The sequence below is a fragment of the Mesotoga sp. genome (assembly GCF_035363035.1).
Taxonomy (GTDB): domain Bacteria; phylum Thermotogota; class Thermotogae; order Petrotogales; family Kosmotogaceae; genus Mesotoga.
In genome coordinates, this window is the sequence record NZ_DAOSEH010000014.1 from 1 (window position 1) to 19,977 (window position 19,977).

15 protein-coding genes and 2 pseudogenes are annotated in these 19,977 nt (G+C 50.0%); 11 read left to right on the plus strand and 6 right to left on the minus strand.

Annotation, left to right across the window (positions count from 1 at the left end; all coding sequences use genetic code 11):
- Both PKX57_RS04025 and PKX57_RS04030 read right to left on the minus strand, forming a co-directional pair.
- Window positions 1-535: pseudogene (locus PKX57_RS04025) on the minus strand (capsule assembly Wzi family protein); the annotation flags it as partial.
- The gene (locus tag PKX57_RS04030; RefSeq protein WP_472416094.1) at window positions 535-1,923 is read right to left on the minus strand and encodes a hypothetical protein; all 1,389 of its coding nucleotides are present in this window, start codon (window positions 1,921-1,923) and stop codon (window positions 535-537) included. The gene PKX57_RS04030 and the pseudogene PKX57_RS04025, both read right to left, overlap by 1 nt.
- Before the next feature lie 42 nt (window positions 1,924-1,965).
- Between PKX57_RS04030 and PKX57_RS04035 the strand changes: the two genes are divergently transcribed.
- On the plus strand, window positions 1,966-3,123 hold the full coding sequence (locus PKX57_RS04035) for an MFS transporter (protein WP_470745755.1): 1,158 nt from the start codon (window positions 1,966-1,968) through the stop codon (window positions 3,121-3,123).
- Here PKX57_RS04035 and PKX57_RS04040 read toward each other — a convergent pair.
- Genes PKX57_RS04040 through PKX57_RS04055 form a run of 4 tightly spaced genes read right to left on the minus strand, consistent with a single transcriptional unit; the run spans window position 3,116 to window position 7,217 of the window.
- Window positions 3,116-4,174 (minus strand): hypothetical protein, encoded by a 1,059-nt coding sequence (locus tag PKX57_RS04040; protein ID WP_472415190.1) that lies wholly within the window; start codon window positions 4,172-4,174, stop codon window positions 3,116-3,118. The genes PKX57_RS04035 and PKX57_RS04040 overlap by 8 nt on opposite strands.
- Before the next feature lie 29 nt (window positions 4,175-4,203).
- Window positions 4,204-5,997: a peptidoglycan DD-metalloendopeptidase family protein gene (locus tag PKX57_RS04045; protein ID WP_470745754.1), complete on the minus strand. Its 1,794-nt coding sequence runs from the start codon at window positions 5,995-5,997 to the stop codon at window positions 4,204-4,206.
- A 5-nt stretch (window positions 5,998-6,002) separates the two neighbouring features.
- Window positions 6,003-6,884, minus strand: coding sequence for a DUF881 domain-containing protein (locus tag PKX57_RS04050; RefSeq protein ID WP_472416097.1), 882 nt, complete (start codon window positions 6,882-6,884; stop codon window positions 6,003-6,005).
- A 60-nt stretch (window positions 6,885-6,944) separates the two neighbouring features.
- The gene (locus tag PKX57_RS04055) at window positions 6,945-7,217 is read right to left on the minus strand and encodes an HU family DNA-binding protein (protein WP_169699465.1); all 273 of its coding nucleotides are present in this window, start codon (window positions 7,215-7,217) and stop codon (window positions 6,945-6,947) included.
- A gap of 215 nt (window positions 7,218-7,432) precedes the next feature.
- Between PKX57_RS04055 and PKX57_RS04060 the strand changes: the two genes are divergently transcribed.
- From PKX57_RS04060 to PKX57_RS04105, 10 genes and pseudogenes are all read left to right on the plus strand, one after another.
- Window positions 7,433-8,353 (plus strand): ABC transporter substrate-binding protein, encoded by a 921-nt coding sequence (locus PKX57_RS04060; protein WP_472416098.1) that lies wholly within the window; start codon window positions 7,433-7,435, stop codon window positions 8,351-8,353.
- Between the two features lie 22 nt (window positions 8,354-8,375).
- Window positions 8,376-9,098: an ABC transporter permease gene (locus PKX57_RS04065; RefSeq protein ID WP_472416100.1), complete on the plus strand. Its 723-nt coding sequence runs from the start codon at window positions 8,376-8,378 to the stop codon at window positions 9,096-9,098.
- Complete coding sequence (locus PKX57_RS04070) at window positions 9,082-9,771, plus strand: ATP-binding cassette domain-containing protein (RefSeq protein ID WP_214075397.1); 690 nt, start codon at window positions 9,082-9,084, stop codon at window positions 9,769-9,771. Before PKX57_RS04065 ends, PKX57_RS04070 begins: the two co-directional genes overlap by 17 nt.
- A 61-nt stretch (window positions 9,772-9,832) precedes the next feature.
- On the plus strand, window positions 9,833-10,369 hold the full coding sequence (locus PKX57_RS04075; protein ID WP_472416102.1) for a YceD family protein: 537 nt from the start codon (window positions 9,833-9,835) through the stop codon (window positions 10,367-10,369).
- Window positions 10,370-10,386: 17 nt separating this feature from the next.
- Window positions 10,387-10,569: a 50S ribosomal protein L32 gene (gene rpmF, locus PKX57_RS04080; protein WP_169699469.1), complete on the plus strand. Its 183-nt coding sequence runs from the start codon at window positions 10,387-10,389 to the stop codon at window positions 10,567-10,569.
- Between the two features lie 12 nt (window positions 10,570-10,581).
- Window positions 10,582-11,629: pseudogene (plsX, locus tag PKX57_RS04085) on the plus strand (phosphate acyltransferase PlsX).
- On the plus strand, window positions 11,574-13,397 hold the full coding sequence (gene glmS, locus PKX57_RS04090; RefSeq protein WP_213920239.1) for a glutamine--fructose-6-phosphate transaminase (isomerizing): 1,824 nt from the start codon (window positions 11,574-11,576) through the stop codon (window positions 13,395-13,397). The pseudogene plsX and the gene glmS overlap by 56 nt, the downstream one beginning before the upstream one ends.
- Window positions 13,398-13,429: 32 nt before the next feature.
- Entirely contained in the window at window positions 13,430-13,798 is a 369-nt protein-coding gene (gene rsfS, locus PKX57_RS04095; protein WP_472414193.1) for a ribosome silencing factor, read from the plus strand.
- Between the two features lie 76 nt (window positions 13,799-13,874).
- Window positions 13,875-14,666, plus strand: a complete 792-nt coding sequence (gene rpsB / locus PKX57_RS04100; protein ID WP_472416104.1) for a 30S ribosomal protein S2 — start codon at window positions 13,875-13,877, stop codon at window positions 14,664-14,666.
- 548 nt (window positions 14,667-15,214) lie between these two features.
- Window positions 15,215-19,936, plus strand: a complete 4,722-nt coding sequence (locus PKX57_RS04105) for an InlB B-repeat-containing protein (protein ID WP_472416106.1) — start codon at window positions 15,215-15,217, stop codon at window positions 19,934-19,936.
- Window positions 19,937-19,977: the final 41 nt, after the last annotated feature.

The following is a 19,977-nucleotide window of genomic DNA, read 5'->3' on the forward strand; positions in this document are numbered from 1 at the left end:
TGTACCCGAAGGATGGCCAGCTCATATCGATCGCCTGTAGTTTTCCCTCGAAGATCTCTACGGGAAAGTTCATGTAGGGCTTGGCGTTGAAGTCGATCCCGTGGCTTATGTAGCTTCTGTAATCCTTGGGAACGTCCAGGTTGATATACCCTTTCAGGTTCTGAGAGATATCGCTTTCAAAGGCAAGTACCGTCCATGGTTTCAGAGTATCGTACCTGTACCTGAGATAGAGGGGTACTTTAGACTCCAGCCAGGAGGTCTCCTTGAAAGGCTCGAAGTTATGGATCAGAAACTGCGGGGTGAGCCTGAAAGAGACCTCGGTAACGCTGTTTGATTTCAACGGGGAAGTACCCATCTGAACAGACGCGAACGATTCGGGAATGGCCGTGTTGGGTGTGAAGAGAGTCTTTCCTTCGATCAGGTTTCTTCCCAGAAGCAGATCGTGTTCGAGTGTACCCTTCAGGATAAGTTCACCCTGATTCGCAAGAAGTGCGATCGAGAGTACGAGGAGTATCGGCAGAAGGATCTTTTTCATCATAAACCTCCCTTGATTGTAAATGTTTTTATGAAACCGATATTCGTATAGAAGTGAAAGCGCTCCTTGAACATGAATCTGGCCGAGGCGAAGATAGACGCGTCATTTCCAATTGCCAACAATCCCTTCAGGGAGAGCGATACAGATCGCTTTATAGGCTCTTTCGGACCGTACCAGTCGGGATCAAAAGGCGGATAATACGGAGAAGTGATATCTATTGAACCGGTCCTCACATATTCGAGAAGGCCCGTGAAGGACAGCTCGGGTCTTTCGTATTTCACGCCTACCAGATCCACGACAGAGTCGGGACCGTAAGGAAAGCCGAAAAACCCCGATACTATGGGCCATGAGTCCAGCCAGAGTACGTTGAACCTATAAGCGTACGTGAACTTACCTATATCCTCGCCCCTGTTGTAAAGATAGGTCGTCGCGTGGTAGTGTTCGTAGAAGAGTTTCATGCCGCCCGCGACTGCCAGTGTTTCATCTCTTATCGCGTGTTTCCTGTCGATCATATCGGGCCCCGCGTAGACCTCTCCCGGTATCGAGTAAGATATTCCGGCGAGCCAGCCGAAGGCGGTGGGATTGGAGTTGGATCCTTCGCTCGCCAGTCTGAAATCGTCCAGGGTGAATTCACCGTAGATAAGACTTTCACCGAACTTCGCCTCGGCCGCCAGCGTTGCCGTCACGTTGGAACGGTCCTGGTAAGTGTGGTGGTATATCAGAAAGGGCCCCAGATCTTGAAGATCTGGATAGACACCGTAAACCAGATTTTCTTCGCCGAAGGTCACTTTGAGGTTTTCGTTCATGAAGCCGAACCTGTGCCCAAGGAGTGTTTTTGGTGCGCCGTAGATCGTTCTGTCCGCCGAGATGGCAAAGAAATTGTAGAAATACTCCCACGCTTTTCCCTCTGCCGAAAGCCGAACCCAGAGGTTATCGAAATAAGGCAACACGTCCGACAGAACGAAGCTGTAGACTGCCGGGCCGAGGCTGAGTTTTCGACGACCGATAGAGAGATGGAAGTTTTCGTCGAGCCACTGATAGTAACCTATTCTGGGAAAGTTCATATCCACCGCCGGAACTATTGAACCGGGAGAAAGAGGCAGATTGGAGAAATGGTTTCCGGTGAGAAAGGAAGAAAATTCCTGTCTCAGATCCATATTTATGTAAGCGGTTGATTTTCCAAATTCGATATTCAATCCTCCCGAAAATACGGGTGGTAGATCGAAGTATCTACAGAGATCTTCGAGATCGGGTTTATAACTGTCCGGAAACAGCGGAATATTATCGAGCGAGAGAGCAGGTGAAACTACCACAAAAAAGCCTGTACCGCCTATGCAAATGAGTGGTATCATTATTAGAATCGTTAACAGCAGATAACTCTTAGTCATGATCGTCCCCCCCACTTGATTTTACACCGGAGGAGCAGGGTTTTGTCTGATTCGAATCTCGCAACGGGAAAATCGAACATTAGAGAGATTTTAACGGAATTTCTCGTCTATTCAAACCTGAGTTTGACCTCTCTTTTCAGTCAGTTCTTCGATTCAAAAGGTTATTCGCCGATACAGATAGGGATTTTAATGGCCATATCGCCGACTTTCTCGCTGCTGGCCAATCCCTTCTGGTTTTCACTTTCAAAGAAGAGCGCGCCAGGAATACTGGGATTGATGACCTTCGTCGCGGCAATGGTTGTCTGGGGCGTATACCTTTCAAGCAGTTTCGTTTTAGCCTTTGTCTCGGTGTCCGCCATGGCCTTCTTCATTGCCAGCCTCATTCCGATCACCGAATCCATAGTCGTCCCCTCCCTGCGCATCAAAGGCAGAAGATTCGATAGAGTCAGGCTCTTTGGCACGGTAGGATACGCTTCAACGGCTCTCCTGTCGAGCTTTCTAGTAGAGATAAGCTTCTCCAGTATCTTCATTCTCTCCTCGGTGGCCCTGCTACTTCTAAGCGTCATCAGCCGGGGATATCCCTCGCGAAGCGCTGCGGTGAGCGAGGAAAGAACCGGTGGCGGAAGACTGCCGGTAACCTTCATCGTGATGCTGGCAGTCGGCGTGGCTTCGATCACCATAGGGGCCTTCGGCTCGACCTTTTTTCCCGTGTTGACCAGAGAGCTCGGTTTCGATCTATCGGCCGCCGGAATGGGCTACTCTCTCATGGCCTTTTCGGAGGTCCCATTTCTGTTTTTCGCCGACAGGCTTCTGGGTAAATTAGGCAATTTCAAAATACTCCTGCTCGGACTCTTTCTCACCGGTCTGAGATGGTTCCTGACCTCTCTGGTGGATTCATTTCCTCTGTTCATGGCTTTGCAGTCTCTTCACGGTCTCAACTACGTAATCGTCTATTATTCGGTGTTCAACTACATACATTTTAAACTTCCCGGCGATGTTGCCCTTAAGGCTCAGGCGATCTACTGGATGTCCACTATGGGTATAAGTTACCTCCTGGGTTCTGTGGCAGGAGGCTTTCTGGTCGATACTTTCGGATTGAAAACCGTCTATTTTTCGCTGGGGATGTTTGGTATGCTGTTATCGGTAGTGTTTACCGTTGTGTTGATATATACAGGAAAAAGATTCCGACCAATCAATTGATCTTCATGGTCAGCATAGCTCCGGTGTTCTTACCGGTCTTCCAGTCCTCCTGGAGCAGTACGGCGGCGTCCCTTCCGCTGAAGGCTATATCAACCGGGTATCCTTCGAGCTTTACCGTTTCAACGAACCTGCCGTTTTCGTCGAGGATTTCGAGAGTGCCCGTTATCGTTTCGAGAACGTAGATCCTGCCACCGTGGAGGACAGCCTTTATTGGCCCTTTACCGAGAAGATCGTAAGAAGTGGTACTGTAATTCTCGAGATCTATACTCATTATCCTGTCCTCGCCGGTTATGGAAATCCACAGCTTACCACTCTGCATGACCGGGTAGTTGGGATATCTTCCGAGCTCGATCGTCTTTATTTCCTTGAGGGTGTTTTTGTTGAGGATTTTCAGATTCTCTTCCATGTACGAGACCAGAAACAGTCTATCCCCATCGATAGAGATGTAGGAAGGTCTCTTGCCGATATCGAGACTGACCGAGAGCTGACCGTCGATATCGAAGACCATCAAACCCTTTTCCGTCTCCATAGAGCGGTTCAACGTGTTGTAGTTGTAGAAGAGAGAGACATAGAAGCGACTGGAATCCTCGGCAATCGTGAGCGCTGTCACCGGCAGTTTATAACGCTTCAAAATCGTCCTGTTGCCGGTATCGAGAACTATCAGCTCATTTTCGTTCGAGAGTATGCCGAGCCTTCCATCGATGAAAGCGCCGGTTATGAGCCTGCTGGAAGTAGGTATCTCGTCTATCTTTTTCCACCTGCCGGGGTAACCTGAGGCGTCTATGATCACGAGTCTGCCGCTGAAGAAGCCAAAACAGTACAGTTTCCCGTCCCTGTAGATAATATCGTTCACACCGTCGTTCTTAATCGCGTCCATAATAGTTACAGGTTTGAAAGAGGAATCGAAGACTATCAGCTCCGAATCGCCTTTGACCAGTGTGACGTAGTAGATACCGTAACCGTTTTCAACCTTCACGATTCCCGACGGCATTATGCCCAGCGGGTACCTCTGGCCGATCACGACCGAACCGGATGCAATAGATACAATCACCAAACAGAATGAAATAAAGAATAATCTCTTCAAGGCTTCTTCACCACGTAAACCAGCAATTCCTCTTTGAAATTCGAGGCTATGTTGAAGTCATGGGTGTAAACGTCCAGTTTGTTTCCTTTAATAGAACTTCCAGTGTCCTCGACAACGAAGAACCCTTTGTTGGGAGATGACGAGAAGAACGGTATATACACTATGGAACCGGTCGGAATGACAGTCGGGTCTGTGGCGACGGTCCTGTAACCCTTCACGTAATTGCCGCTGGCGGTCATCTTGAAAGACGGAGAGGTGGGATTCTTGCCGTCGTCCCATTCGGTGTACATGGTGACCTGGAAAGTACCGGCGTTGTCGAAGATGATGTCGGCCGGGTTGACGGGAACGTCGGATTTCCAGAATTCGAAGTGCAGGTTTCCCTTGATTTCGCTCGCGATTCCGATCGTGTCGCCCACCCTTACAAAATCCCCTTTCGATACGGTTCTGCTTCCCAGACGCGCATAGACCGTCTTGATGTTGTTCCCGTGGTCCACCACGACCATTTCTCCGTACAGGTCGTTGACCCTCTCCGAGAGTATTACTTTGCCGGGCAGAAATGCCGTGATTCTCGAATTGACAGGCACCGTGAGGTCTATACCGGGGTTGGCATAGCCGTAATCGTAGCTTCCGAAGTTGGATTCGATAGAATCGACAAGAAACTCGATTCCCAGATTGAGCCCGAAGTGTGAAGCCAGAGAGGCTTTGGCCATAAGGTTGTCCAGCGAGAGAGGTATTTTGATCTCATCGCCCCTGTATATAAGGTTCCAGTTGCTTATTTCCGGGTTCATCTCTTTCAGCTGATCCATTGTTATTCCATAAGCCTTCGCGATACTGGATAGGTTGTCGCCGGATTTCACTATATAGGAAATATAAGAGACGGGTTCTATGGTTTCGTAGGCCGCCGCTCCGAGCCTGCTCCTTATATCGGAGATCTCGCCGAGAAAAGTGCTCATCGAGACATAGTCGTCCGAACTCTCCGACTGAACGTTTTCGGCCAGACTCCTGGTCCTTGCGTCCATCTCATCTATGCGCGAGACCAGCTCGTTGAAAAGCTCCCTGTCTATGGCGGAGGATCCCACGGTTCTTTCGAGCTCGCCCAGCCTTGTGAGAAGCGATTCGTATTTTGCGTTATCGACCTCGGTGTTGTCGGATCTGGAGGCCAGTTCCTCGATCTTCGCCATCAATTCTTCGTACCTGCCGTCGTCGGGTTCCTGAATATTTATCACAGGCGGCTGGATTTCGATCTCGTCGAGCCTGGCCAGAAGTTCCAGGTACTTGGAGTCGTCTATGGAGCTGTCGTAGGTGTTGATCTCGGAGATTCTCTCGACCAGTTCGGTGTATCTGGAGTAATTGAGAGTCTCCAGAGCCTGCACTTTCCTGTTCAGATCGTCGATCTCTTTAGTGACTATGTTGCTCTGTACCGAAGAGCCGAGGACGCCGTCGATCTTGTCGTAAAGCGTTCTCACTATGGCAGCCGAAGAGGCAGAATCTATAACCGATTCTGCCAGCAGATTCTTGATTAGCCGGAGTTCGTACTTGAGCTGTTCTATCTCTTCATACCCAATAGAGGCCGGCTCTATCGCCTGGACGAAATTAAAACGGAAAGTCAGTTCTTCGATCGCGTCCTCCAGTTGAACTATTCGCCGCTGTTCCGTGGCCAGGGAATCTATCTTCTTCTCCAGGGCGTCCATCCTGAGAAGAAAATCATCCCGGGTTATGAAAATAGAATCACAGCCTGCGAAGAAAAGCAGGCTCGCCGAAGCTATTACCAGAAGGATGATCTTTTTCACCTGAATCAACCCCCTCCCGCGGGAATGGTTATGAACTCGAGGGGCAAGAAAGTCATATCAATCTCTCTCCCCTTGAAAACCTCGCTCAAAAGGCCCAGACCGGATACCAGATAATCGTAATCACCCAGAACCTCTATCACGATGGGTGAAATAGTCGTAGGTTCACCATCGATTATAACAGTTGAGCCTACACATCTTATATATGTATAAGGCAAAATTCTCTTTCCGTTCAAGGAGATGCTCGTTGCCTTAAGCGAGTAAAGTTCGTTCATCACTACCAGTAGATCGCTGTCGTGCAGTATACTGCTCCCCTTGAAACCAGATTCGATTCTGATCCTTATACCGCTGCCCTCGGTCGCGTCGTACGTGGGTACAGTCGGGATTTCCGGGAGTCTTATGGAGTCAAGCTTCGAAATCAATTCGACCTTAATTGTCTCAACGTTCTTGAGGAATTCCGACTCCATAAGCTCTATCTTCCCGGCCAGTTCTTCTATTTTATATTGATTTTCCGGGACTTCCTTATTCTCGCCCAAAAGCAAGTGTAATTCATTTACGGACTCTTCGAGACTATCCAGTGTTTCATTCAGCGTCGAGTATTCTTGAGAATTGGTAGTATTGAGTTTGTCGAGGACCGTTTGGAGGCTTGTAAAATCCTCCTTGAAAGAGAGTATCTGAGGGCTGTAATCAACGATATTGAGAGATTCAACCGCGTCTTTCACTTTCCCGATTTCAGCGGAGAGCGCCTTCAGTTCGATTTCCAGGTTTTTCGTTCCGATATTGTTTGTGCTGGAAAGGATCTCGTTCCTCAGGCCGACAGTGTATATGAGAGTTATTACCGAAATGACAGTTAGAGCGGCCACCAGCGAAACGATCAAGACGGTCTTCATTAAAAACTTCACCTCCAAAACAAAAGCGGCGGCTTGAGAGCCGCCGCTCAGCCTTGAAGACTATTTTACCTTCTCTTTCAGTTCCTTGCCAGGTACGAACTTCGGTACCTTTCCGCCGGGGATGGTGATAGGTTTCTTCGTCCTCGGGTTGACTCCCTTTCTTGCCTTTCTGGAAGCCACCATGAACGTACCGAAACCTACGAGTCTGACAACTTCGCCCTTGGACAGGGTCTTTTCGACTATTTCGATTACGGTGTCCAGGGTCTTGCCGGCATCTTTCTTGGTTACGCCTGTTCTCTCTGCGATTTCAGCGATGAGTTCCTTTTTGTTCATACAGTTCCCCCCTTCGCATGAGATATCGCTATTATTCTACCACTCCGCGGCTCAATTACCAAATCCCTTTCAGAGGTCGATTTCATTCGCTATCTCCGGAATTTCCCTCTGAGAACCAAATAATGGCTTTCAGACTCTCCATATGGCGTCAAAAGCTGGAAAGCCCTCGCTACATAACCAAAGTCAGTGTATAATTTTGATGGAGGTGGTTATTCGTGAAGATATTTTTGGTAGCTACTCTTTTGATTTTTTCGACTCTTTTGTCGGCCACAGTAAACTTCATAAACCCGGTTGGACCGACACTGGTTCCGATCGCCCAGCTTCTATCTTCAAACGTTCCGGAGGAAGTTCCCGGTCTCGAGATTAATTTCTGGCGTTCGGTTGACGAAGCCATTTCACTTATCGTCGGCAAAAAGGCTCAGCTTAGCCTTCTTCCTGTAACTATCGGAGCGAAACTGGCCTCTAGCGGTATAGATATCAAGCTGGCTGCGGTCAGTATGTGGAACGGTTTTTACTTCATAACCATAGAAAAGGCGATTTCCAGTGTCGAAGATCTTGTGGGTATGGAAGTTTTCACGCTTCATGCCCCCGGGCAGACGGCCGATATCATCCTGAAAGGAGCCATTGAGAAGAGCTCCCTCAAGATCGGGAAAGACATAAAGATCGCCTATGTCGGCGGTGCCGAGGCCGTCCAGCTTCTGGCCTCCGGTAAGACCAGAGCTATACTGGTTCCCGAACCCTTTGCGACTCTCGCGATGACGAAGGTAGAAAAAGCCGTTAGATCGATGCCAATCGAAGAGCTATGGGCCTCCTTCAACGAAGAGAAGATCAACATCCCAACCTCGGGGCTTTTCGTCAGCGGCGATCTTGATAGAAGTGTCGTAGAAGCGTTCTTGATGCTCTACGGTCAATCGATGAGCCTCTCTCTGGCAGATCGAGTGGGAACCGCTTCGGTCGTTTCGGAAAAGATGGGTGGCTTTCCGATCCCGGTACTGGAGAAGGCGATAGATACGGCCGGTTTCAGATTCGCAGATTCTCAGGAAGCGAGGAGAGAAGTCACGATTTATCTGAGAAAGCTCTTTGAGCTAGATCCAGAGTTAACAGGTGAAGTGAATCTAGATGGGTTCTTCTTCTAGAAAGAAGGTAATATCTCCGCTATTGTCTATATTCATATTGATACTCGTATGGTTTGTGTCGGCGGAGATAGTTTCAAGCGACCTTCTTCTTCCCGGGCCCGTCGAGACTTTTGGGGGTCTCTGGAAAATCGTTACCAGCATCGATGGCTGGGAAACGATACTTGAAACGTGTGCCAAAGCCTTCGCCGGGCTTTTCATAGCCCTGGGAATGGCGCTGGTCAGCGGTTTTGTCATGGGTCTTGTCGAGATCGTTTACGAGCTACTCAAACCCGTTATGACCGTTCTCCAGTCTATCCCCATAGTTTCCTGGCTTGCACTGGCCATATTCTGGTGGGGAGTGGGGTTCAAATCACCGGTTTATATCGTCTTCCTGACACTGTTCCCCATATTTACCATAAACATCGCAGAGGGTGTAAGGAACGTTGACAAGAAACTGGTCGAAATGGCGAAGATCTACAGATTGCCCGGAAGGGTCGTGCTTACAAAGATCTACTTCTCTTCGGCTTTTCCTTTCATAGTCTCTTCGATGAGGGTTGGCATAGGTATCATGTGGAAGTCCGTTGCCGTTGCCGAGTTTATGGTTGGAACGTCCGGGATCGGAAGAGTCATTGCCGATTCCAAGTACTCTATAAATATCGTGAGGGTTTTCGCCTACACGCTTGTGCTGGTTGTACTGGGCATAGTCACGGAAAAGGCTCTCGACTTCATGATAAGGAAGGGTAACCGCTATGCTCTTAAAAATTGACGGACTCACGAAGAGGTTCGATGGGGAGACGGTTATCAATAACCTCAACTACAGTACAGAGGGCAAGTTCTTTCTCACTATACTCGGCAGTTCGGGGTGTGGAAAGACTACTTTGCTCCGTATTCTCGGCGGTGTCCTCAAACCTGATGAGGGTACTGTGCATATATCCAGCGAGCGCCTTGCCTTTGTCTTTCAGGACGATCGGCTGATACCGTGGATAACTGCCGGAGAAAATATCGACATAGTCTCGCCCGGCTGTGACGTGAACAGATACCTGAGACTGGTGGGCCTTGAGGGCCACGGAGGGAAGTATCCCTCACAGATGAGCGGCGGTATGAAACGAAGGCTCAATATAGCGAGGGCGATCGCCTTCGAGCCGGATCTTATACTCATGGACGAACCCTTCAACTCACTGGACGTCGTAATGAAGGACCGCTTGCTGGAAGAGATAAAGGAGATATGGCACGAAAGGAAACTCAGTATAGTAATGGTTACACACGACCCGAGAGAGGCGGCGAGACTGTCGACTGAGATAATGCTGGTTCGCGATGGCTTCGGCAAAACTGAAATAGTTAAGCTGGAAAACCCGATGGCCAGAAGCGCCGACGACATCGATACCATATCGAGAAGACTGCTGGAGAGAATGAAAGAATTTTCTTCTTTTGTTCAATAAAAAGCGAATGAATCGAAACAACCTTGATGTAGTATTTGCTGGCAGCAAAGAGGTGATTATTGTGAACTATAGAAGAGATCTGGTGATAGACCTAAATACGTTCGAGTTCAAAAAGGCGATAGATGCTTCGTTCGGGACAGACTTCATTGATGAAGTGACTCTGCTGGAACCGGTCAACGTCCATATAGATCTCTACAAAGACAAAGATTCGGTCATAGTTACCGGTAGCGTCAGTACCGCGGTCGAAGAAAGTTGTGCCCGCTGCCTGAAGCCGGTGGTTATACAGATAAAGGGAACAATCGAAGCGACTTACGTTCACGAGATAATGCTGAAGAGCGTCGATGATGCCGGCAAAGACGAGCTGGAGAACGTTATAAGATTAGAGGGAGAGCTTCTGGACTTGTCAGATCGAGTTATTGAGGCTATAATTGTTGAGGTTCCGCTGAAGACTCTATGCAGTAAGGATTGTGCGGGTCTGTGTCCGGCCTGTGGAACCAATCTGAACGAGAATCCCGATCACAAGTGCCAGGATCGGGCGATTGTTGATGATAGCTGGCACAAAGCGATCTCCGAATTGAAAACCAAATTGAAGAGTTAAATACAGGAGGGATTAAAGTGGCCGTTCCAAAGCAAAAACGAAGTAGAAGCAGAACTCATCTCAAGAGAGCGAAGACGTACAGGGCGATCACCGTCTCTGTTTCTACGTGTCCTAACTGCGGAGAACCCAAGCAACCTCACAGGGTTTGTCTGCACTGTGGTCATTACGGGGGAAGACAGATTCTTGAGATTGGTGAGTAATCCATGCCCGGCGTGAGAATCGCGCTCGATTCTGCTGGAGGAGACAGGGCACCGAAAGTGAATCTTGAAGGTGCTCTTCTGGCTCTGAAAGAGTTTCCCGATCTGGAAATACTTCTGGTCGGCAGGCAAGAGGAACTTTCCCCCGGTTTGAAAGGATATCCGGAGGCTTCAAGAATAAGAATAATCGATGCAAGAGAGGTCTTTCCAATGTCTGAAAAGCCCTCTCTTTTGTTGAGAAAGAAAGAGACTTCTCTTTATATAACGGCCCTGCAGGTCAAGGAAGGCGGAGCCGACGCGATGGTATCGGCCGGAAACACAGGTGGCGTACTCGTCGCGGCGCTTTTCGTTGTAGGCAGGATCAAAGGTGTCGAAAGAGGCGCGATCGCCGGAAAAATACCTTCTAAAAACGGCTATACGATCCTCATAGATGCCGGCGCGAACGCCGAAGTAAGAGCCGAACACCTCAGGGATTTCGGAATTATGGGTTACGAGTACGCCAGATTTCTGAGAAGAGAGCCGGTAAAAGTCGGGCTCCTCAACGTCGGCGAGGAGGAAGAGAAGGGCACCGAACTGACCAGAATGGCCTTTAATTACTTGAAGTCGGAACTGGGAGACAGCTTTGTCGGAAACGTCGAGGGAAGAGATATAAACTTCGGCGAGGTTGACGTCATAGTCAGCGGAGGCTTCGAAGGCAACGTTGCCCTGAAGGCCATTGAAGGGGCTGGAAAGCTCGTCTCTCAAAGACTAAGAGAAGAGATAAAAAAGAGTGGAATAGCCGGTCTTCTAGGTGCCCTGCTATTGAAGAAGGCCCTGGGAAGGCTCAGAAACTCCATGAATCCCAGCGAGTACGGCGGGGCTTTCATACTGGGTGTCAGGGGAGTGGTCTCCAAAGCCCACGGAAATTCCGACTCTCTCGCCATAAAGAACGCCATTAGAGTTGCGTACGAAGGTGTCAAGGGCGAGCTTGTGGAGAAAATTGGAAAGAGGTTTGGGGGGTAAGTGGTTTGTGTGGAATAGTGGGAATGGTGGGACGCGATTTAACGATCAAGAAACTCGTTGATGCGCTCAGGAAGCTTGAGTACCGGGGTTACGACTCGGCCGGCATAGCCTTCAGAACAAACGAGGGTCTGAGAGTGGAAAAGGCTGCCGGGAAGATAGATGTTCTCGAGTCTCATCTCGGGAATATGATGAACACCGACGTTCTTCAGGGCATGGCTCACACCAGGTGGGCGACCCACGGAGGGCCTTCGGACTTCAACGCACATCCACACACGGACTGTACTGGAAAGATCGCCGTCGTTCACAACGGCATAATCGAGAACTTCGATGAGCTCAGAACCGGCCTGGAGAGCAACGGCCATATATTCAAATCCTCCACGGACACCGAGGTGATAGCCCATCTCGTTGAGGACCATTACAGGGGAGACCTGGTCACCGCCTTGAGGCACACTCTAGTTGACCTTGAGGGCGCGTACGCGATAGGCGTGATGCATCAGGACCATCCCGATATAATAGTCGCGGCCAGAAAGGGTAGCCCTCTCGTCATAGGTGCAACACAGGGCGGAGGGTTCATGGCTTCGGATGTCACTCCTTTGCTCAAGTATCTGCGGGATGTGCATTTCATGGAAGACGGGGAGCTCGCCGTAATAAAATCGGGAAACGTGGAGATCTTGAAATTGGACGGTACTCCCAAAGTCAAGAACCCGACGAGGATCACCTGGAGCGAAGACGCGGCCGAGAAGGGCGGTTATCCTCACTTCATGTTGAAAGAGATATACGAAGAACCCCAGACACTCAGAAATGCTATCACCGGAAGAATAAAGAACAAACTGCCGCATTTCAGAGAGCTTGAAAAAATGGGCGAGGATTTAACGAAAATTAAGGGAGTAACCGTGCTAGCCTGCGGAACCAGCTACCATGCCGGGCTTGTTTTCCAGCGTTTCGTTCAGGATTACGCTGGTATCAAGGCCGATATAGACGTCGCATCGGAGTTCAGGTACAGAAACCTTCCGCTCGGCGAAGGAGACATCGTGGTTGCCATATCGCAGTCGGGTGAGACGGCCGATACACTCGAGGGGATAAGAAAGGCCAGACAATCCGGTGCAAGAGTGATCTCGCTCACCAATGTCGTCGGATCCACGATATCCAGAGAGAGCGATGCCGTCATATACATAAACGCCGGTCCGGAGATCGGTGTCGCAGCCACGAAAACATACGTCGCGCAGCTGGCGGTGCTTTTGCTTCTGGGTGCGGTGCTGGCGTTCAACAAAAGAAATCCCGAAGCGATATCGCAACTGGTGAACGAAATCGAAGGCATGCCCACGGTATTCGAGAATGTTCTGGCATCGGCCGACGAGCAGTGCCAGAGGCTGGCGAGAGAGTACCACCAGTTCAAGCACTTCATGTACATAGGAAGGGGTTACAGTTATCCGTCGGCACTCGAAGGGGCTCTAAAGCTAAAGGAAATCAGTTATATCCATGCCAGCGGATATCAGGCCGGAGAGTTGAAGCACGGTCCCATAGCCTTGCTCGATAGGGAGTTTCCTGTCTTTGCGATAATCCCCGAGGACGAACTCAAGGCCAAGATGCTCTCCAACATAATGGAGACCAGGGCCAGGGATGCCAAGGTAGTCGCAATCTGTAGCGAAAGCGACAGAGAGGTTTCGAGGGCCGTGAACAGCAGAATAGAAGTTCCGAAGGTTTCGGCGCCCCTCTATCCTCTGGTGATGTCGCCGTATCTCCAGCTCTTCGCATACCACGTCGCCGTCGCGAGAGGGTACGATCCCGACAGACCTAGAAACCTGGCCAAAAGCGTCACTGTAGAATGAGCGGTGAACGGACAAAAATGGGAGAGTTTGATTTGGACAATACAGTAAAAGAAATCACAGAAATTCTCGATAAAAAACAGGGAGAAGAGATAGTAATCCTCGATGTCTCGAAAGTCTCCAATCTTTCCGACTACTTCGTAGTCGCTACGGCCAACTCGGATCCTCACATGGAGGCTCTCAGGGAGGCCGTTCTCGAATATCTGGAAAGGGAAAGCGTTCCGATCGTGTACTACGATAAAGGCAGAGGCTACGACTGGCTGGTCGTTGATGGAGGATACTTCATAGTGCACATCTTCAGCAAAAAGGGACGGGAATTCTATTCCCTCGAAGATCTCTGGTTGAACGCAAAGAGATACACATACAGAGAACTCGTCAAAGACGAGAAAAACGCACGGCAGTAAGCGCTTGGATCCCGGTGCCTCGAAAGAGGTCGATCCACAGCACGCGCCGGAGGTAAACCAAATCGGAGGTGTTTACGTGGCAGTAGTATCAATGAAACAACTTCTCGAAGCCGGTGTCCACTTCGGTCACAGGACGAGAAGATGGAACCCGAAAATGAAACCCTACATCTATGGTGAGAGAAAGGGAATCTACATCGTAGATCTTCAAAAGACTCTCAAGCTTATCGAAGAGGCCTACGAGCACGTGAGAAACCGTGCCCAGGAAGGTGCCACATTCCTGTTCGTCGGAACCAAGAGACAGGCCCAGCAGATAGTTGAAGAGGAAGCCAAGAGGAGCGGTTCTTTCTATGTCAACAGCCGTTGGCTAGGTGGTTTGCTGACCAACTTCAGCACCATCAAGAGAAGAATAGAAGCACTGAAGAACTTCGAAGAAATGGAGACCAGCGGAAAGCTTGCGGCCCTGCCAAAGAAAGAGCAGAGCATGATAAACAAAAGACTGGAAAAGCTCAGAAAGAACCTTAACGGCGTCAAAGAGATGCACAAGCTTCCCGACGTAATTTTTATAGTCGATCCCAAGCAGGAAGAGATAGCGGTTTCCGAGGCAAACAAGCTCGGAATAAAAGTGGTTGGAATAGCCGATACCAACTGCGATCCCGATGTCATAGATTTCATAATTCCCGGTAACGACGACGCGATAAGGGCAATCCAGCTGATAGTTCACACTATGGCCGATGCCATTCTCGAAGGTAGAGAAGGACTTGACGCATCGATGCTCGCGTCTAAGTCAAGCGAAGCAACGACCGTTAAGGGACCTGAGGAACTCCCCGATATCGGCGAAACGGAAGAGCTTGAAGAAACTGACGAATAATCTAGAAGGTCCAGCGTTTAATTAAAATTCATTTACGGCCATTTTCCCGTTAAGTTTGGCTCCAGGGGAAGTGGCCTTTTTAATTTTAAGTGATGCTCCACATCATTAATGATATTCCAGAATTTCGCAGCAAAAAAGAAATTTTGGAAGTGAGGAAGAGTCGTAAGTCATGGACAAGAAAGCCGTTTTATAGTGTATAATCAACTACAGAAAGGCGAGTTGAAAACGTAGTCGCCTCAATCTCCCGGAAGAAAACTGGTTATTTGCTGTGATTTGTAAGTAAGTATGATTTCGCTTATAAACATCATCAACCCATGAAAAGCGTTTGACACGGCATTATTGGAAATGGTACAATTACCTATGGTTTGGTCTGTTTCTGGTGATTTTGCTTAGCGCGTTGTGTGTGGTATATAATATGTTATAAGGCAAGTCTTGTTAGATTAGATTATCGAATTTTCTTGTACGGGATGCATTTTTTGGTAAATACAGGTCTCTATGTTCTTAGCAAAATACTTCACAACCAAAACGCCTTATAGGGGGTGTGTGCAGTGGCAAAGAAACTCTTGAAGTTAACCACATTGCTCAGCATTTTGATTGTTGTGTTGATGCTTACTGGCTGTCCCAAACCAGAAGTGTTTTACAACCTGACGATCAATGCTGAGAATGGCACTGTTACTGCCAATCCGCAGTCTGAAACGGGCAAGTATGCTAAAGATACGAACGTCGAGCTTACTGCCAATCCAGCTGCTGGTTGGGTATTTAGTAAGTGGGTTATCAATGGAACGGACGTAACAGGTAACCCAACTACTGTTAAGATGGACGCGGACAAAGTCGTTACGGCGGTTTTTGAGGAGATTCCACCAGTTGAGTACACCCTGACGATCAACGTGACTGGTAATGGAACGGTTGCTGCAGTTCCCGCTTCTGCCGACAACAAGTACGAAGAGGGTACAGATGTTCAGTTGACCCCGACTCCCGCTGCCGGCTGGAAGTTCGTGAAGTGGGTGATTGGCGGAGTCGAATCAACCGATGTCCCCAAGACAGTCACCATGAATGCCGACACGACCGTTGAAGCTGTATTTGAGGAAGAGATTCCAGTAGTCAAGTACACGCTCACAGTCAACGTTACCGGAAATGGAACGGTTGCTGCAGTTCCCGCTTCGGCCGACAACAAGTATGAAGAGGGCACGGCAGTTCAGCTGACTCCGACTCCTGCAGACGGTTGGGAATTCGAAAAGTGGGTAATCGGGGAAGTAGAATCAGCTGAAGTTCCCAAGACGGTAACTATGAATGCAGACATAACTGTCGGAGCCGTTTTCAAGGAAATCGTGGGCCCCGCACCGAAAATCGTTAACCTGAGCCTCACGACGGAAGATTTCATGGTTCTCCAGCCATGTACAACGAATCTGGAGATCAGGTTCCAGGTAAAAGTCGATGATCCCGACGGCGATCTTACCGCTGCCGAGTACATCGTGAAGCATGTGACTTCCGGCCTCTTCTACAAAGTAGCAATACCTGAAGACAACTGGGGCGCACCATGGATCTACACTATTTCCCAGACGACTCTCAAGAACGGTATTGGAAACCCGATACCCGGTGGAGAGTACGAAATAACCGTTACTGCTACAGACGCTAACGGAAGTTCTGCCAGCGATTCCATAGCCTTCTTCGTCAAGAACTCCCTGTCTGTTTTGGAAGAGGTCGAGCTTGACATCGAAGGAAGCCAGATCACCATAGTCGATGGCTACTGCCTGGTTAGCGAGGGACTACCGGCGAAGGTAGAAGCCACGATCAGCTACGACTCCAAGATCACCGCGAGAGTTTACCTTGTGAATACGGACTTCGTGGGAACTCTCGAGGAGATGCTGACATTTGGCGATCTAATAGCCGAGCACGTCTTCACTACAGAGTCCCAGACGACCGAAACGGTCATCATAGAGCTTCCTGATCTTATGCCTCTCATGGATATCGGAGAAGAGTACAACCTCGTTGTTCTTCTCTTCACACCCGAATGCGGCGCCCTCGGCTGCGTGGACTGTGGAATCGAGGACTGGGATGTACTGGATTGCGACCTGGTCAAGAATCCCGATCCATATCTCGAGTGTCTGCCATGCGAATGTGAAAATCCATGCGATCCTTGTTTCAAGGGTTACGAACCCGGTCTGTTGATAGGCAATCTGCTTGTCACGAACCCGGCCGAATTTGAGATAACGCTCACTATCAACGAAACCGTCTTCACCAACGAAGACTTCACATTCGTCGAAGATCCGGAAGACGGCACTCTCGAAGTCAGAATCCTGATCGAAGAGGGTATGGTAACTCCCGAACTCAGCGGAGAGACCGACCTTTACTGGACGGTAGTTACGCCCACCGACGTAGAGCTCGATGCCACCTGCACCGTGGTGATCGACTTCGAGAAACCGGAAGCCGAGATCGTAATCGAGAACTGCTGCGTCAACGAAGGAATAACCGAAACAACCTTCTCGGTCACCTTCTCCGACAACGTCGGCCTCCAGAGGGGTAAGCTCTGGGTTGACGGTGCGACCCTCGTTCTGCCGGCAGGAAAGACTCCCGGAAGCTGGTTCGCACTCTCCGGAACTGAAGTGACTGTCGAAGGCACTATAAAGGATATCGATGGTCCGTACACTCTCCACGCAGAAGTCGAAGACGATTATTGTATAGTGGAAGAGTACGAAAAGGAATGCGGAATCAACGTCCCACCGCTGGTCGATTTCGGCCCCTGGTGCCACTTCATCGATTGCCCGCCGGTCTGCTGGTCCGAAGAGATCGAGCTTTACTGGGGAATCGTTGACGAGCAGGGCGACTTCACTCACTTCGAGATCGTAGTGAGCCACGGTGCAGTTGATACCGTCGATCCTCAGCAGCTTGAAGGTCACGTAACATGGACGCTCGGAGCCATCGACTGTGAAACGGTCACGGCGACGATAGTCGTTTACGACGACTGCGAAGGCACTGTCAATTCCAAGACCAAGAGCTGGACATCTCCATACCCGATGGACAACGTCGAGCCCGAGATCGAACTCACGTTTGCCGACTGCGGCGAACCGGAAGAATGCGCCACTTCTGCGGTCCTCGCCTGGGACGCTTCCGACGCTTGCCTCGACTTCGTTGTCATCGCGGTGAAGCAGGGCTATCTCGATTGGCCGGATGAAGGTCTAATTGTTGACAAAGCCACTCTCGACAAGCTCGATATGGACGAAGCAATGAGCATCTACGCGACTACTACCGCTGCCGGAACCATCGACTGGATATTTGAAGACGCGGTCGATTGCGAATATCTCGAAGCGATAGCCATTGCGGTGGATACTTGCGGTAATTACAGCTACGACGAACTCATAAGCGAGAACGTAATAGACAACATGGAACCGTTCGTTGCCCTCGGTGTCTTCGGGCTCGGTTACAACGCGCTTACTGTCGGTGAAGTTATAGGCAGCGAAGCCGAATTCGATCTCGACAAGTTCATAGACGAAGGCTTCTTCGATGGCGAACTCTGCACAGACGCCACCTGCCTGATGCTCGTCTGGATAGTCGCAGAGAATTGTGTCGACGACGTCTGGTTGACGACCAACTACCCGCTCAATCCATGCGGAAACGAAATAATGGAAAGACCCGTAGGCAATTACACCTACGATCCGAAGCACCTCAGCCTGTGGTGGGATACCTTCACACCGGAGGACTGCTACTTGCTCGACAGAGACGTCACGATCGGTTTGATACCGTTCTGCCTGCCTTTGATCGACTGCGATACGTTCGAGGCCACTTTGACGGCAGACGATATCTCCGACTGTACCGATGAAGTCAGCGACTATGCGTCGATCACCGTGGACAACGTTCCACCGGAAACGACGCTCGAGTGGGATCTCACTCCATGTTCGACCGAAGTGACACTGACGTGGTCGATGACCGACAACTCCTTCCCCTGCACGATCTGTGACGATGGTGGCTGTGAGATCGGCTGGCTCGACCTCTACGTCGATGGTTACTTCTTCGGATATGCCTCGATAATGACCGACGGTACGACTGCATGGTACGAAGTTTTCGATTCCTCGTACAGTGAAGTCTCAGTACCGGACGGCTGGGAGATCGAGTTCGATCCAGTCACGTTGACCTACGCCGGTACCATAACCGGAGAAGATGAAAACCTTGACTGTGTAGAGATTGAAGTCGAGTTCTACGCGTTCGGCTGCTGCTGCTACCTGGAAGAGTCCTACGGAGAACCCAACGAATCTCTGTACATGGTAGTTGACAACGTCAAGCCGGTGCTTGAAGTCGAACTCCCCGATCTCGTGGTCGAGCCGCTCAAGTTCTGTAAGGACGAGTTCACTACCAAGAACGCGACTGCAACGATCGAAGCGACTGTGACGGATACTTGCTTCGACGAGCTGGTAGTCGAAGTCACACACGGTAAGTTGCCCAATGGCCTGAAGGTCTGGACAACTGACGTAGAAGGCTTCCACTCGCTCGTATGGGATCTTAAGGAACTGGACGGCAAGCTGCTCGATTGTACGGAAGTCACACTGACAGTCACGGCGTACGACGAGGCCGGTTGTGAACCGACTGAATTTGCGACATCCTTCAAGATCGACAACATGCCGCCGGATATAACGTTCACCAACGATCCTCTTGGAGATCCGTGTGGCGCCGAGTTCGTAGATCTCGACTACTGTATCGACGATCTTTGCCTGACCTGCGGCGACTGTACGACGATAGCCGTTGCCTACATCGAAGTGAGCAGCACCGACACGAAGTACCCGATAACTGCCGAGTGTGGCTGTGAAGTTCCTCTCTGCGGTACTTTCAGGTGGTACCTGGAAGACATTGACTGTGGCGAGACCCTGGTTGCGACTCTCGTTGCCTGGGATACGTCCGGAAACATCAGTGAAAAGGGTATAGTGATCGGAAACGTCGATAACAAGGCGCCCGTTGTCAACAAGTTCACCTTCGACCTTATAGACACTATCACCTGGGATGCGACTGACAACTGCTTCGATTCGATAAGCATCTGGGTCAGCCACGGAACATTGCCGGATATCTCGGTGTTCCCGCAGGCCAACTTCGAAGCCGCTCAGTACGTACCGCCGTCGTTCACCGATCAGGGAATCACGTTCGAACCGGCAGGTACAACCACCTGGGATCTTAGCTCCATGACCGCACCGGGAACCGTTACGATGACTCTTGCAGCCTACGATGACTGCTGCAACGAGACCGTTGTAGCGACGAGCTTCTGGTACGGAGGTCAGGGTAATTAATCGATATTGAAATCTGCGATACGACCCGCGGCCTGAGCCGC

Coding starts and splice junctions, on each gene's coding strand:
- PKX57_RS04030 (WP_472416094.1), bottom strand. CDS start 1,923: ATGACTAAGAGTTATCTGCTGTTAACGATTCTAATAATGATACCACTC.
- PKX57_RS04050 (WP_472416097.1), bottom strand. CDS start 6,884: ATGAAGACCGTCTTGATCGTTTCGCTGGTGGCCGCTCTAACTGTCATT.
- PKX57_RS04055 (WP_169699465.1), bottom strand. CDS start 7,217: ATGAACAAAAAGGAACTCATCGCTGAAATCGCAGAGAGAACAGGCGTA.
- PKX57_RS04070 (WP_214075397.1), top strand. CDS start 9,082: ATGCTCTTAAAAATTGACGGACTCACGAAGAGGTTCGATGGGGAGACG.